This is a genomic window from Acinetobacter kookii (assembly GCF_900096895.1).
Lineage (GTDB): Bacteria > Pseudomonadota > Gammaproteobacteria > Pseudomonadales > Moraxellaceae > Acinetobacter > Acinetobacter kookii.
This window is the reverse complement of sequence record NZ_FMYO01000003.1, coordinates 143,172-159,270: the sequence shown is the minus strand read 5'-3', so window position 1 is coordinate 159,270 and position 16,099 is coordinate 143,172. Positions and strand designations below refer to the sequence as shown.

At 41.3% G+C, this 16,099-nt stretch carries 12 protein-coding genes and 1 pseudogene; 11 read left to right on the top strand and 2 right to left on the bottom strand.

The genetic code is table 11. The annotated features are described in order from the left end of the window. Positions 1-111: 111 nt before the first annotated feature. Positions 112-1,317 carry a 3-(3-hydroxy-phenyl)propionate transporter MhpT gene (gene mhpT / locus BLP85_RS06870; protein ID WP_092819379.1) on the bottom strand — a complete coding sequence of 402 codons (1,206 nt, stop codon included), beginning with the start codon at positions 1,315-1,317 and terminating at the stop codon, positions 112-114. A 319-nt stretch (positions 1,318-1,636) separates the two neighbouring features. Continuing rightward, positions 1,637-3,517, bottom strand: a complete 1,881-nt coding sequence (gene mnmG, locus BLP85_RS06865; RefSeq protein ID WP_092819378.1) for a tRNA uridine-5-carboxymethylaminomethyl(34) synthesis enzyme MnmG — start codon at positions 3,515-3,517, stop codon at positions 1,637-1,639. A gap of 254 nt (positions 3,518-3,771) precedes the next feature. On the opposite strand from mnmG, the pseudogene BLP85_RS15150 reads away from it, so the two are divergent. The 11 genes and pseudogenes from BLP85_RS15150 to BLP85_RS06810 form a co-directional block, all read left to right on the top strand. Continuing rightward, positions 3,772-4,116 (top strand): annotated as a pseudogene (locus BLP85_RS15150) (hypothetical protein); the annotation flags it as partial. Positions 4,117-4,400: 284 nt separating this feature from the next. After that, positions 4,401-5,291 (top strand): bile acid:sodium symporter family protein, encoded by an 891-nt coding sequence (locus BLP85_RS06855; protein ID WP_092819376.1) that lies wholly within the window; start codon positions 4,401-4,403, stop codon positions 5,289-5,291. 297 nt (positions 5,292-5,588) lie between these two features. Next, positions 5,589-6,464, top strand: coding sequence for a bile acid:sodium symporter family protein (locus BLP85_RS06850; protein WP_092819375.1), 876 nt, complete (start codon positions 5,589-5,591; stop codon positions 6,462-6,464). Positions 6,465-6,591: 127 nt separating this feature from the next. Further along, a complete protein-coding gene (gene prmA, locus BLP85_RS06845; protein WP_092819374.1) occupies positions 6,592-7,497 on the top strand; it encodes a 50S ribosomal protein L11 methyltransferase in 906 nt (301 codons plus the stop codon). Between the two features lie 16 nt (positions 7,498-7,513). Next, positions 7,514-8,389, top strand: coding sequence for a DUF3426 domain-containing protein (locus BLP85_RS06840; RefSeq protein ID WP_092819373.1), 876 nt, complete (start codon positions 7,514-7,516; stop codon positions 8,387-8,389). 390 nt (positions 8,390-8,779) lie between these two features. Next, positions 8,780-9,049, top strand: a complete 270-nt coding sequence (fis, locus tag BLP85_RS06835) for a DNA-binding transcriptional regulator Fis (protein ID WP_001086304.1) — start codon at positions 8,780-8,782, stop codon at positions 9,047-9,049. Positions 9,050-9,137: 88 nt separating this feature from the next. Then, positions 9,138-10,712, top strand: a complete 1,575-nt coding sequence (gene purH / locus BLP85_RS06830) for a bifunctional phosphoribosylaminoimidazolecarboxamide formyltransferase/IMP cyclohydrolase (protein ID WP_092819372.1) — start codon at positions 9,138-9,140, stop codon at positions 10,710-10,712. Positions 10,713-10,842: 130 nt separating this feature from the next. Next, entirely contained in the window at positions 10,843-12,126 is a 1,284-nt protein-coding gene (gene purD / locus BLP85_RS06825) for a phosphoribosylamine--glycine ligase (protein WP_092819371.1), read from the top strand. Positions 12,127-13,083: 957 nt separating this feature from the next. Next, positions 13,084-13,956: a MetQ/NlpA family ABC transporter substrate-binding protein gene (locus tag BLP85_RS06820; RefSeq protein ID WP_092819370.1), complete on the top strand. Its 873-nt coding sequence runs from the start codon at positions 13,084-13,086 to the stop codon at positions 13,954-13,956. A 73-nt stretch (positions 13,957-14,029) separates the two neighbouring features. After that, on the top strand, positions 14,030-15,055 hold the full coding sequence (locus BLP85_RS06815; protein ID WP_092819369.1) for a methionine ABC transporter ATP-binding protein: 1,026 nt from the start codon (positions 14,030-14,032) through the stop codon (positions 15,053-15,055). Further along, a complete protein-coding gene (locus tag BLP85_RS06810) occupies positions 15,052-15,747 on the top strand; it encodes a methionine ABC transporter permease (RefSeq protein ID WP_092819368.1) in 696 nt (231 codons plus the stop codon). The genes BLP85_RS06815 and BLP85_RS06810 overlap by 4 nt, the downstream gene beginning before the upstream one ends. The last annotated feature ends 352 nt before the right edge of the window (positions 15,748-16,099 follow it).

The window sequence follows — 16,099 nt, the reverse complement described above, 5'->3', positions numbered from 1 at the left end:
TTTTAAATTCAGTTTTCTATCCGACTATATTAACAAACTCAAAAGTGAATCCTTAAAAATAATCAACAAAAAAGGGAATCCTCAAGATTCCCTTTTTAAAGCGTTATACTTTTATTTATGTGCGGCTTTATAACGCGAGAGTGCAGTTACTGCTACTGCCGAGACAGCCACGGCAGGTAAACTTGCCATTAAAATCCCCGTGGTTCCCAAACCAATCGCCAAGATTTTTCCTGTCAGTAATGGTCCTGTCATTGCACCTAATCGACCTAAAGAAATCGCACTGCCTACGCCTGTAACTTTACCTGTACCCGAATAGAAAATTGGGGAAATACCATATAGAATTGATTGTCCGCCTGTCGAGAAAATCCCGCCCATAAACCCTGCAAGAATAAGTACTGGAATAGAGGTAGAGGTAAATAACAATACAAGGGCAATAAATAAGCCAGTATAGATAATTGCCGCCATCTGCCACAATTTTAAACGGTCCAGCAAATAACCCAAAGCCAGTGTACCAATGACAGCACCTACCTGGAATACCAGCATCACCATGAAAGCCTGTGGCTTTTCCAAACCTTGTTCCATCAGCAGATTAGGTAACCAGCTAATCAAGATATAATTGATCATCAGGGTAAAGAAGAAACCCACCCAAAGCGGCATCGTATATTTATATTGCTGATGCTTAAATAATACCTGCACCATAGATGGAACAGCTTCAGTCGCAGCTTGCTCAACAGCGACTTTCTTAGGCTTGTCTTTAAGAATAATCGCCATAAATGGCAACAGAACCAAAGGGGTTAAACCACCAATTAAAAACAAGGTATGCCCAGAAATATCTTTAAATAAGATGGCCAAGCCCGCAACAAAGATAGCCCCTACCGGTAATCCGCAATACATCAAGCTGTTCAGCTTGCCGCGGTTGGCTTCTGTCGCCTCATCTCCCACCACGGAAATCATAGTTGGCATTGCCGCACCCAGACCTAAGCCGGTAAAGAAACGTGCTGCGTATAAAATTTCAACGCTCGGTGCGATTGCGGTAAGCGACATAAATAGGCCGAAAATTGCAATTGAAAGCATTAAAACTTTCTTCTGTCCCAAATAGTCGGCAACACGTCCACCAAAGAACGCACCAAACAACATCCCAAAAACACCCAAACTAAATACATAGCCCATTTGCACCTGGTCGAGAGCAAATGTTTCAGCAATTCCTTTTGCTGCAATACCCGGGGCTTGGAGATCAAAACCCTCAAAAAATGCGACCCAAAAACACAAGAACACTGTTAAGAATTTTTGCATTTTACCTGTTTGTATTTGTGCCATGATTGAACTCCGTCCATAGTAAGCAAATTAGCCAGCAGCAATTTGCTTCACTATTTTCAGATCAATCTGTTGAAATAAATACCACTACAATGGTCGGGTTTATTGAGCATCCGCCTGGCAAACAGCGATTGAATTAGACGTAAAAGATTACATAAATAGACTTTTTAAATCTTACAAATATAAATTAAATAATATTTTCAAAAACTTATATTTTCGGTAGTTATTTATGATTAAACCATAGTCAAAAGCAATGGTTTAAAATTAAACGATAAAAAAGCCCGCATTTAGCGGGCTTTTTACCAACTTAACTCACATTGTATTAAGCAGATTTTTTCGCCTGATTATTCTTACGAATCGTAATCATCACCAGTTGAACTGCTGCTGGCGTTACACCCGGAATACGACTTGCCTGAGCAAGCGTTTCAGGACGAACATCTTTCAGTTTAAGCGTAATTTCACGCGATAAGCCTGAAACCACATCATAATCAAAGTCTGCAGGAATACGGGTTTCTTCCAGACGCTTCATTTGCGCCACATCTTCTTGTTGACGGTTGATATAACCTTCGTATTTCACCGCAATTTCAATTTGTTCACCAACAAATGCAGAAACTTCTGAACCCGTAAGTTCAGCAATTTGCGCGAAGCTGATGTTAGGACGTTTGAGCAAATCAATAGCAGAACATTCTTTAGACAGATCTGCACCGGTCATTTCAACGAATTTTTTGCCCATTGGATTGTTTGGCGCAGCCCAAAGGTGTTGCAAGCGGCCTTTCTCAGTTTCTACTGCTTCCATTTTTTCACAGTAAGATGCCCAGCGCGCATCATCCACCAGACCCATTTCACGGCCAATTGGAGTTAAACGTTGATCCGCATTATCTTCACGCAGCATCAAACGGTATTCCGCACGTGAGGTAAACATGCGGTACGGTTCTTTGGTCCCCAAAGTAATCAGGTCATCAACCAGTACACCCATGTACGCTTCATCACGTTTCGGTGTCCATTGTTCCTGATCCCATGCACGGCGCGCAGCATTCAAACCTGCCAATAAACCTTGTGCGCCAGCTTCTTCATAACCGGTGGTACCGTTAATCTGACCTGCAAAGTACAGGTTATTAATGGCCTTGGTTTCCAAAGAGAATTTCAACGCCTGCGGGTTGAAATAGTCATATTCAATGGCATAACCCGGACGCAGAATGTGTGCATTCTCCATACCGCGGATTGAGCGAACCAGTTCAAACTGCACATCGAAAGGTAATGAAGTCGAAATACCGTTTGGATAAAGCTCATGTGTATCCAGACCTTCAGGCTCAAGGAATACCTGGTGCGAATCTTTATCGGCAAATTTGTGAATTTTATCTTCAATTGACGGGCAGTAACGTGGACCTACACCTTCAATCACACCAGTATACATTGGGGAACGGTCGAGTCCGCCGCGGATAATGTCGTGGGTTTTTTCATTGGTATGCGTGATATAGCAGTTGATCTGTTCCGGATGCATGGATGCATCACCCATGAATGACATGGTCGGAGACGGGAAATCACCGGGCTGCGGAGTCATGACAGAAAAATCCACTGAACGTGCATCAATACGCGGTGGTGTCCCTGTTTTTAAACGGCCTACAGGAAGTTTCAGTTCACGAAGGCGCGCAGCCAGTGAAATTGAAGGCGGATCACCGGCACGACCACCAGAGGCATTATTCAAGCCGATGTGAATCACACCGCCCAAGAAGGTACCGGTCGTCAACACGACAGTTTTCGCGTCAAAGCGGATGCCCATCTGGGTGACTACACCTTTAACGGTATCGCCTTCAACAATCAGGTCGTCTGCCGCCTGCTGGAAAATATCCAGATTCGCCTGGTTTTCCAGGGTATGACGAATTGCTGCCTTAAAGCGTACACGGTCAGCCTGGGCACGTGTTGCACGTACTGCTGCACCTTTACGCGAATTCAGGATACGAAACTGAATACCGCCCTTATCGGCAGCCAATGCCATTGCACCACCTAGGGCATCAATTTCACGGACCAGATGTGATTTCCCAATACCACCAATGGCCGGGTTACAGCTCATCTGCCCTAAAGTCTCAATGTTGTGAGTCAAGAGCAGAGTCTGTCGACCCATACGCGCTGCAGCAAGGGCTGCTTCGGTACCTGCGTGACCGCCACCGATAACAATGACATCGTAAACTTTAGGATAATGCATAATGGTTTGAGAGATAAAAAATGATGACGGAGCATTATATCAAAATTAAGCAAAATAAGTTGACAAAATGAGTCGAATTTCATGAGGAAGATTGAAACGATTTTCAGCGTTTTAATGTTGCAATGTAATCCGGCTTTTCAGACTCGCTATAGAAATTAAACATTTAAGTAAATTTTTTTACTTGATTAGCATTGTTTAAATTTGATTACTTTTTAAGCTATAGGTTGGGTACATTACGAACAAAGGTATAAAAGATGAATAAGAATATTTTCCTCTCATCCATGCTCTGCGGTTTATGTTTCGCACCATTTGCAGCTTCCGCAAATGATAAGGTCGAAAAAGTATATGATTCTCAAAGGTACCAAAAGGTGTGTAAAGGTAAAAGTCAGGGTGCACCGGTCAGTTTTGCATATCGAGGCATTATCTGGAATGGTACCTGCGAACCTCAATTCTTTCCTTCAGCAAAAAACTCATCCATTGCCGGAGATGAACCCGAGTTAACCAGTGCATGCAGTGGAGATACTGGCGCGACATCTGTAAACATCAACGGGACTGAAGTTAAAGGTAAATGTGCTTTAGGTTTTATGGCTCCTCGTCCTTCTCAATCACAAATGCAACAATCCCAACCACAAATGCAACCACAAAATCAAATGCAACCACAACATCAAATGCACATGCAGCAGTCTCAACCGGAAATGCAAACCCAGCCTCAAATGCGGCCCCAACCTGAGATGCAGCCACAACAATCTCCATAAAAAGTTAATTTTATTCAAATAATTAACGGGTAAAATACTTGGTTTTTACCCGTTTCATATATTGCTTATTTAAAAATCTTGTTTAAACTCTAAGAATATCAAAGGATAAAAACAATAAAGGATATTCCATGGATTCAGGACTCTTTACCCTTTTTTTACCTCTTATACTTGCTTTTATGATGATTGGTTTAGGGCTTGAACTTACAGTTAAAGATTTTCTTCGTATCCGTCATCATCCTAAAGCCATTTTTTTAGCTTTATTTTCACAACAAGTCATTTTGGTGGGTGTCGCATTTTTTATTTGCATTTTATTTAAGCCTTCTCCACTTTTAGCGGTTGGCTTAATGTTGCTTGCCGCTTCTCCTGGTGGCCCTACAGCAAATTTGATTAGCTATATTTTTAAGGGAGATGTGGTCTTAAACCTTACCCTTACAGCCCTTAATTCTATTATTTGCACTTTTACCCTGCCTTTTATTGTCAATTTATCCATGCTTTATTTTTTAGGCGAGTCGCAAAGCATTACCATGCCTGTTGAAAAAATCATTCAGGTGTTTTTAATTATTTTGGTTCCGGTGGGTTTAGGGATGCTGATTCGTTCGATTGTCCCACAAATAGCATTGCAGCTGAACAGACCTATGCGGTTATTTTCTGTGATTTTTTTAGTTGCGCTTTTCTCGTACGCCCTCTATAGAGAACGATTTAATGTTACCGAATACTTTGCCGAGATTGGCGTTGCCATAGCACTGTTTTGCTTCATCAGTTTTTTAGTGGGTTATCTGGTTCCACATTTATCTGGAATTTCCGATCGGCAGGCTCGTGCATGCACATTTGAAGTCGGCATTCACAATACAGGCATTGCACTGACTATTGCGCTTTCCGTGTTATCGAATACCACAATTGCCATTCCCGCAGGAATTTATACTATTTTTATGTATATTTTTGCCTTTGCATTTGGTTATATCCTGAACAAAAATCCACAACTGCTCCATAAAGACAAGGTACGCACGCTAAATGGCTAAGATACAACTGCCCTGTTGAGAACATACTTATACAAAAATAGTTATATAAAAAGCAGTTATACAAAAAAAATCTCATGCATAAGTCACAAAGTGATCATTAAGTGTCAATAAACTTGGGATTAAAAGCTCCTTCTCTCTTTGAAAGAAGAAAAGGATAAAGGGATTTTCACGATTGATTCACTGTTTAAAAAATGACTGCTGAAAAAAGTCTATTCATACATCTATATTGCCAGTAAAGTTGCATAGAAAAAATCACTAAAAACTCAGCTCAACAAGAATAAATATAGGAGACTTGAAATGAATTCAGGAATCATTACCATTTTACTGCCTTCGGCACTTGCTATTATTATGGTGGGCCTGGGTCTGGAGTTAACCCCCAAAGATTTTGCCAGAGTCACCAAACACCCTAAAGCCGTTTTAATTGCGTTATTTTGCCAATTGGTACTTTTAGTAGGGATTGCATTTATTCTATCTAAGGTTTTAGCCTTATCTCCCTTATTAGCCGTTGGTTTAATGTTACTTGCGGCTTCTCCGGGTGGCAGTACAGCCAACCTGTTTAGCTATCTGTTTAAGGGCGATCTGGCTCTGAATATTACCCTTACTGCAATGAATTCCGTGATTGCAGCCATAACACTGCCTTTAATTGTCAATTTTTCTATTGCACATTTCATGCAAGACGCGCAGCAGATCCATCTACAATTCGGTAAAACTGTCCAGGTTTTTGCCATTATTATTATCCCGGTCAGTATAGGCATGCTGATTCGGCATTATTCCCCGCTTTTCACGGAAAAACTGAATAAACCGCTACGCATATTCGCTGTCATATTCTTAATCGCAATTATTATTGGTGCGATTGCCAGTGAACGTCAAAATATTGCTGAATACCTGACTCAGGTGGGCATTGCGACTGCTTTGTTTTGTATGTTCAGTCTGTGTATTGGCTACTTCATACCCAGGCTGTTCGGCATCAACAGTACCCAGGCGCGTGCCTGCGCATTTGAAATTGGTATTCACAATAGTGTGCTGGCCATGACCATTGCACTGACCGTTCTGGCAAACTCCACTATTGCCATGCCTGCTGCGGTATATTCCATTTTTATGTATATCTTTGCCACACTATTTGGCATGCTTTTAAATAAATTCGCCGCTCACCCAGCAGCCATAGCCACCTGATACAGCTTAAATAAATAGAGGACGGGGCTGCACGTCCTTTTTCAAGATAGTTTTTATCAATATGTAGTGGTTTCCACCTGAGTTCCGTTACAATGGCGTTTTTATAAAACAAATTTAGGTTATCTCCGTGAAGTGGTTACAAATTCATATTACTGTCGAGCAGGCTCAAGTCGATTTTACTGAAACACTCTTAAATTCATTAGGTGCAGTGAGCGTAACTTTAGATGATGCTGAAAATCAGGACTTGCTTGAACCGCTTCCAGGTGAAACTCCGCTGTGGAATAAAGTCATTGTGACAGGTATCTATGCGCAGGAAGATGAAGAAGAAATTGATGTAGATGCGTTAATTACCTTTATTACTGCACAAATGCCTGAAGCACCATTACGTTATGAATTTCTTGAAGACCAGGAATGGGAACGCACCTGGATGGATGCCTACGAGCCCATTCAAATTGCTGAAAAATATTGGATTGTCCCTGAATGGATGGAGGCTCCCGAAGCCGATGCGGTCAATATCAAGCTTGATCCAGGCCTAGCTTTTGGTACCGGCAACCATGCTTCAACTTTCCTTTGCCTGCAATGGCTCGGCAAAACCGATCTCAAAGATAAAATTGTGATCGACTACGGTTGTGGTTCAGGCATTTTAGGGGTTGCCGCTTTATTGCTGGGCGCAAAAAAAGTTTATGCCACGGATATCGATCCGCAAGCTGTGTTGGCGACCCAACAAAATGCTGAACTGAATGGTGTGCTTGAAAATCTGTACGTAGGTCTACCAGATGAGTTCAATGAAGAGCTGAAAAACCAGAAAGCCGATGTATTTGTCGCAAACATTCTGGCAGGCCCTTTAATGGCACTTGCGCCGGAATTCGCAACTTTGGTCAAATCTGAGGGTGAGTTCGCACTTGCTGGTATTTTAGAAGAGCAAGTTGCTGATGTTTCTAGTGTTTATTCTGAATTTTTTGATATACTGCAAATCGAAAAACGTGACGAACATTGGTGTCGAATTTCGGGTAAACGCCAAACTACCCCCTAAAAATCTTGAATAGACTATGAGCGAAAAACAAACCTACTGCCCTAACTGTTTGACCAAGTACAAAGTCTCTGTGGCTCAACTTACAGTTGCTCGCGGTATGGTTTGTTGTGCAAAATGCTCAACCAATTTTAATGCATTGACCCATCTGGTCGTAGAGAAAGAAGAAACTTTCTCTCCCGCTCAAACGGCTTCTTCTTCAGATCCATCCCAGCAAACTTTTGTATCCAATGCACTCGTTAAAGAGCAGTTGATTACGGAACAGAAACCGGTACAACATTTATTGGAGATTTTCGACCGTAAAGTTGAAAACTCGAATATCGATTTAAAGACCTATCTCAATAACCTGAATTATTTTAGTACAGAACCCATTGGCAACTACCCTGCACTGAACTGGTCAGAAAAAGCTGAACAAGAGAAAACATATGGTACGCGGCATTATGTTTTATGGGGAACCATTAACTTATGTCTGGCCAGCTTGCTGATTTTGCAATTTTTTTGGTTTAACCCGAAAATTTTAAATAACAGTCCGGTATTCAGTGCTTTATTTAATACGGCATGTCAGGCCTTTAATTGTTCGGTGATGGAAGAAAATTATCGCCTGATCTCCACCAACAAGTTAAAGGTTAAACAGATTTCCAGACAAGAAACCCAGTTTACTGGAGAACTGATTAACTATCATACCGAAAGCCTGGCTCTTCCAATGATCAAGGTAAATCTGAAAGCAAATGGGGAAACCGTATCAACTTATTTATTTAAACCTTCTGAATATTTGATTACCAGTCTCCAAGGAATTCAACGAATCCCTCAGAATAGTCCTTTTAAATTCAAATTTAGCGTTCCTATGCCACGCAAAAGCTTTGACACTTATAGTTTAGAAATAATTCGTCCGTAATATTGAAAAAAACTATTAAAAAATACAAAAAAATGTAAAAAAAATGCAGTTTTCTTGCTCACTTTTTCTTAGACAATGCTATGATACGCGCCACAAAAGCTTAGTGCTGCAAACTCCTCGAAAATTTTTACAACAAAATCGTCTAATTGAAATGCGCTTTATTAAATATAGCGTATAGAGTAGATTTTTTTGTTTTGATTTTGGGTGGTAACAAATATTAATCTATTGTTACGCTTAAATTTCGATCAGAAACGTCGAGTTGTGGCAAGCTAAATGATCAAGTTTTAGAACTTCCGTTTTAGGATCTAAAACGGGGTTCATTGAATTTCTATAGACCACTTTTATATATCTCTTTACCCAAGTGATATTTGATTTTTCGGATTAATTCGCATGAATAGCAAGTCTCCTATTTTTACTGCACAATCTGATGTCGCTCTTCGTATTCACGTAGATCGCGCAGTTCGCCACTACTTTGCACAATTGCAAGGCGAGCAACCCTCTCAGGTGTATGACATGGTGCTGGCAGAAATGGAGAAACCTCTTTTATCTGTTGTTTTAGAATACACTCGTGGCAACCAGACCCGCGCTGCTGAAATTCTAGGCCTTAACCGCGGTACTTTGCGCAAAAAGTTAAAAGCTCACGGTTTAATGAGTGAATAAGTGATAAAATGCTTGCGGTTTCCGCAGGCATTTTTTTTGGCCTGCTATTTAGCTTTTTGATTTAATTCTTGATAACTGTGACGACATCATGACTATTAAACGCGCTTTAATCTCTGTTTCTGACAAAACTGGCATTGTCGAATTTGCACAAGACCTTGCTGCTCTTGGGGTAGAAATTTTATCTACTGGTGGTACTTACAAGTTGTTAAAAGACAACAATATCGCTGTAGTTGAAGTTTCAGAGCACACCGGTTTCCCAGAGATGATGGACGGACGTGTAAAAACACTTCACCCGAAAATCCATGGTGGTATCCTGGCTCGTCGTGGTCTAGACGAAGCTGTCATGGCTGAACACAACATCGATGCAATCGATCTGGTTGTGGTTAACCTTTACCCATTTGCTGCTACTGTTGCAAAACCGAACTGTTCACTTGCTGATGCAATTGAAAATATTGACATTGGTGGTCCGACAATGGTTCGTGCTGCGGCGAAAAACCATGCGTCTGTAGGTATCGTTGTGAATGCTTCTGATTATGCCACTGTAATTGCCGAGCTTAAAGCTGAAGGCGGCTTGTCTTATGCAACACGTTTTGACCTGGCGGTTAAAGCATTTGAACACACTGCACAATACGACGGCATGATCGCATCTTATTTAGGCGCTCGCGTAGGTAAGGAAGAAGGCCAAGCAGACAAATTTGCACGTACCTTCAATACGCAATTGAACAAAGCGCAAGACCTTCGTTACGGTGAAAATCCGCATCAATCTGCTGCATTCTATGTAGAAGCTGATGCAACCGAAGCATCTGTTTCAACTGCTAAACAGCTTCAAGGTAAAGAGCTTTCTTATAACAATATCGCAGATACTGATGCAGCACTTGAATGTGTGAAATCATTTGCGAAGCCTGCTTGTGTCATCGTAAAACATGCCAACCCTTGTGGCGTTGCAGTATCTTTAGACGGCATTAAAGCTGCTTATGACCTTGCTTATGCAACTGACCCTGAATCTGCGTTCGGTGGCATCATTGCATTCAACCGTGAATTGGACGTTGCAACTGCACAAGCGATTGTTAACCGTCAGTTCGTTGAAGTAATCATTGCACCAAGCGTTGCTGAAGGCGTGCTTGAAGTGACTGGCGCGAAGAAAAACGTTCGTGTTCTTGTATGTGGCGAATTGCCAGCAATTGATGAGCGTAAAGCACAGCTTGACTACAAACGTGTAAACGGTGGTTTACTGGTTCAAGATCAAGACTTGGGCATGATCACTAAAGATGACCTTAAAGTTGTGACTAAACGTGCTCCAACTGAACAGGAAATCGACGACATGATCTTTGCCTGGAAAGTTGCGAAATATGTGAAGTCTAACGCGATTGTTTATGCGAAAAACCGTCAAACCATTGGTGTCGGTGCAGGTCAAATGAGCCGCGTGAACTCTGCTCGTATTGCTGCGATCAAAGCTGAACATGCAGGTTTAGTGGTTGAAGGTGCAGTCATGGCATCTGATGCATTCTTCCCATTCCGTGACGGTATTGATAACGCTGCGAAAGCGGGTATCAAGTGCATTATCCAGCCGGGCGGTTCTATGCGCGATGAAGAAACCATTGCTGCTGCTGATGAAGCCGGTATTGCAATGGTGTTCACTGGCATGCGTCACTTCCGTCACTAAGTGATTGGATATTAATGTAATGACAAAGTCATCTACATTTAGACAAATAGATTTCTAATCTTGCATAAAGTCCTCTCCTATTTTTAGGCTGAGGACTTTATGTCATTTTCGATTCATGGAGTATGAACCGATGAATATTTTAGTTTTGGGTAATGGCGGTCGTGAACATGCACTTGCATGGAAAATCGCACAAGATGACAAAGTCGCAAAAGTATTTGTAGCACCGGGTAATGCAGGTACTGCAACAGAAAATAAATGCGAAAATGTTGCCTTAAATATTTTAGATAATGCGGCAATTATCGACTTTGCAAAAAACAATGCAGTTGACTTGATCGTGGTTGGTCCAGAAGCACCCCTGGTTAATGGTGTGGTTGATGCATGCCGCGCGGCTGATCTTAAAATCTGGGGTCCAACCCAATTTGCTGCACAGCTTGAAGGTTCTAAAGCCTTTGCCAAGCACTTCTTAAAACGCCATAACATTCCAACAGCTTTCTATGACGTATTTACTGAAGTCGATGCAGCCAAAGCTTTTGTTGAGAAAAACGGCGCACCGATCGTCATTAAGGCCGACGGTCTTGCTGCGGGTAAAGGCGTAATCGTTGCCATGACCAATCAAGAAGCTTTCGACGCCATTGATGACATGCTTGCAGGCAACAAATTTGGTGATGCCGGTTCTCGCGTGGTGATTGAAGAATTCCTTGCTGGTGAAGAAGCATCATTCATTTGTATGATTGATGGCAACAACATTCTACCAATGGCAACTTCACAAGATCACAAACGCATCTTTGAAGGTGACCAAGGTCCAAACACTGGCGGTATGGGTGCTTACTCTCCTGCTCCGGTGGTAACTGCCGATGTCTTTGACAAAGTCATGAAAGAAGTGATGCGTCCTACCGTTGACGGCATGAAAGCGGATGGTCATGTCTATACAGGTTTCTTGTATGCAGGCTTGATGATTGATGAACAAGGTCAACCTAAAGTGATCGAGTTCAACTGCCGTTTTGGTGATCCTGAAACCCAGCCGATCATGATGCGTTTAAAATCATCACTGGTTGATTTAGTTGAAGCAGGTATTGCGGGTAACTTGCCTGCGGAAGCTGAATGGGATGAGCGTAAGACTGTAGGCATCGTGCTTGCATCGAAAGGCTACCCTGAAACGTCTAGCAATGGTGATGTAATTTCTGGCCTAGACACTGAAATGACAGATACCAAAGTATTCCATGCAGGCACAAAAGCCAATGAAAATGGCGAGATTGTGACTGCTGGCGGTCGTGTACTTTGTGTGACTGCACTCGGTAATACCATTGGTGAAGCACAAGCCAAAGCTTTGGAACTTTGCCAAAAAGTGACTTTTGATGGTGTTCAATACCGTAAGGATATTGGTTACCGCGCGATTGCACGTGAAAATGCTTGATTGATTTAATTCAGCAAAAAACCCGCCGAGTGCGTAATGCCAGTCAGTTAAGAAATTGACTGGCATTTTCTTTTTTAAATTCATGCCTGTATTTGATATGTGGGAAAGTCATCCGCAACTGTTTGAGGCCGGACTCCATTAAAAAATGATTGTTTTTGCGATAAATTTGCTAGTTGATAGTGGCTGACGAGTTTTGCGGATGACAAATGCCTTTGGTTACTTTGGGCGAAACCAAAGTAACAAATGAGCTACAAGAGTTTGATTTAAAACGGTAAGCCTCCGCCATGAATCACTAAAAAATTAAGGAGTTTATTTCTAAACTCCTTAACTGATCAGCATTACGCCGAGTGCGGGTTTTTTGCTTGCTATAGGACGCTTGTTCACCAACATTTTTACAGCATATAGAAATGAACGTGCACATGGAGAAATCAATAAACAATATAAAAAGCAAATACGAGAATTTATGTTAATTAATGAACTTTATCTTTTAGAAAATGAATCAATACCAAACAATTAAAATTTTTTTATCATTATCCCTTTTTCAGCTTTGTATTTTCAAAAAATTTATATAGAAACAAAATTCTTTTAATTATCCCTTTTATTCATTTCAATAAATTTAATCTATTGTTTTATGAGTTAATTTATAAAAACAGCTCACTTTCTTATGCAAAATTAAGCTAAATATCAGATTTATAATCACTATTATGTATAAAAAAAAATTGTTATGATGTGTCCAATTTTTAGGAATAAGTCATCATGAAAATTGTTTGATTACAGCAATTTGCCTTATTCAAACATAAAAGCTCTTCATGATGCTACCGATCTCTAATTGCATTGATGAGCGGGACATTTTAAAGTCATCTGCATCAATCAGTTGATCTGATTCACACTTGATTTAATCTCTCCAATGACATATTCGTAAATTTATCGCCAAATTAAATTTACTAGGACATATACATGAAAAAGCTCCTTGGTCTTGTTTTAGGTCTTTCAGTTGGCTTGTCTGGCTGTGGTAAACAAGAAGCGCCTGCAAATGATGCAGCTCAAACAAAAGATGCCAACGGTCTGCAGACGGTCACTATGGCTTCAACAGGTTCGGATGCTGAAGTCTGGCGTTATATTGCCACGCTTCCAGAAACCAAAGCTGCCGGCATTAAGCTTGAAGTGAAAAACTTCACCGATTATGTGTCTATGAACACAGCGGTAGCGAATAAAGAAATTGATGTGAATGCATTCCAGTCTTATGCCTATCTGGTTGCTTTCAATGAATCCAATAAAGACAAGATTGCTCCGCTTTCTACCACTTACCTGGAACCAATGGGTATTTACTCAAGTAAAGTGAAGAAACTGGATGAGTTCAAAACCGGTGCAACCATTGCCATTCCTAATGATGGCGCAAATGAATCACGTGCGCTATTGCTGCTTCAATCTGCCGGTCTGCTCAAATTAAAACCTAATTTTGACAACGTAAAAGGCACCCCTGCCGATGTTGTTGAAAACAACAAAAAAATTGTAATCAAACCGATTCAGATGGCCACTGCTGTACGTGTTAAAGACGAAGTCGATGCGATTGTCCTGGGCAATACCCTGGCAATGGAAGGCGGCTTGAATGTGCTTAAAGATTCTATTTATTATGAGCCAATCGACCAAAGCACCAAAATGAATGTCAACATTCTTGCAGTTGCAGAAGGTCGCCAAAATGACCCGGTGTTGAAAAAAGTCGGTGCGCTGTACCACACTGAAGCCGTGAACAAATTTGTTCAGGAAAAATTTGGCGGTACTAAAGTTGACGTAAATAAACCGATTAGCTATCTCACTGAAGCAAAATAGTAATATAATTGGTTCATCTAAACAGGCAAAGTCTCTTTGCCTGTTTTTCTTTTTATAGATAGTTTTTGACCATATGATTGAATTTAAAAATATTTCAAAACACTATCAGCTTAAAGGTCAAACAATTCGTGCCCTGGATCAGATTAATTTACAGATTCCAGATGGCAGTATTTTTGGCATTATTGGCTATAGTGGTGCAGGTAAAAGTACCTTAATCCGCCTGATTAATTTGCTCGAACGGCCAAATGATGGTCAAGTCATCATTCATCAAAAAGATTTTACTGCATTGGATGCACGCTCGTTACGTCAGGAACGTGCCAACATCGGGATGATCTTTCAGCATTTTAATTTGTTGCAGAGCAAAACTGTCGCAGCCAATATCGAAATGCCAATGAAATTATTGGGCTGGAGCAAAGCCGAGCGTGAAAAACGTTTGGCGGAATTGCTCGAGTTTATTGATCTTAAGCATAAAAAAGACGCTTTTCCGGATGAACTGTCTGGCGGGCAAAAACAGCGTGTGGGAATTGCCCGTGCCCTCGCCAATCATCCTAAAATTTTACTCTGTGATGAAGCGACCTCGGCACTGGATCCGCAAACCACCAAGTCTGTGTTAGATTTGCTTAAAAAGATTAATAAAGAACAAGGCATTACCATTGTCATGGTGACCCATGAAATGGACGTAATTGAATCTGTGTGTGATTATGTTGCGGTAATGGAACAGGGTAAAGTGATCGAAACCGGTTCGACGCTGGAAATTTTCAGTCAGCCCCAGCATCCTACCACCAAAAGCTTTATTCAAACCGTGCTGCAACAACAGTTACCGGTGAATATTTTAAATAGCCTGGAAAACAAAAATCATAACAGCATTTATAGTCTGCAATTCCTGGGTACTTCTGCACAAGAGACTGTGGTACAGGCGGCCATTAAGCAGTTTGATATCAGCCTGAATATTCTGTTTGCCAATATGACTGAAATTAATGGCTCTGTGATTGGACAAATGTTTGTCCAGCTGCTAGGTGACCCTGCAGTGATTGAGCAAACCGTTGCGTTTTTCAAGCAAAACGGCGTCAAAGTTGAACAGTCTGGAGTCAGTGCATGAGAGATTTAATTGTTCAATGGCTGACAGAAATCACGGCACCTTACTGGAAAAGCTCACTGTCGATTGACCAGTTTGTTACCGCGCTGCAAGAAACCATGCATATGGTGTTTTTTGCCCTGCTGTTCGGTTGTATCTGGGGCTTTATCCAGGCCATCATTTTATTGGTGACCCGTCCTGAGGGCATTTTGCCGAACCGGGTGATTTATCATGGCTTAAACCCGATTGTAAATGCGCTGCGTTCATTGCCGTTTATTATCTTGCTGATTGCCTTTATTCCTCTGACGAAATTACTCGTAGGGACATCAATTGGTACATGGGCGGCAATTGTGCCACTAACCATTTATATTGGTCCGTATATGGGCCGATTGATTGAGACTTCATTGCTTGAAGTGAATGAAGGCATTATTGAATCAGCACAAGCGATGGGTGCTTCGCCCATGCAAATCATTTTCAGGTTTATTTTGCCTGAAGCACGCAGTTCTCTCATTTTAAACCTGACCACTGCCACCATTAGCCTGATTGGTGCAACGGCGATGGCAGGTGCTGTGGGTGCAGGCGGTATTGGTGACCTCGCCATTTCTTATGGTTATCAGCGTTTTGACACCAGTGTAGTCATTTTGACCGTGATTGTGCTGTTATTGCTGGTGCAATTTGTTCAGACCTTTGGCGAATGGCTGTCACGATTAAGATAAAAATACACTTAAACCCTCTTCGGAGGGTTTTATTTTAGTGAATAAAGAAAAGATTCGAAATTTACGGATTTTTCCAGAAAGCTTCCCATAGAATCCATCTTGTCATGCGCTATACAGAATGACATCTGGATGTCATCCGTTGGCTTGTCTTGCCTTCAGCTGTAACGCTGTGCCTAAAGTTTTTTCAGGATCTATCATCAAGCCAATAAAAGATTTTTGTTGCCTTGCACAGCAGTACGGCTCATCTTTTAAAAGTAAAAGACCCTGTCTCCTCACTTATAGCCAAATGATCAGTCCAAAAAATCAAATCCAGACTTGACCTAAAAGTTAGCCATTTCCCCTCAATTTCAAA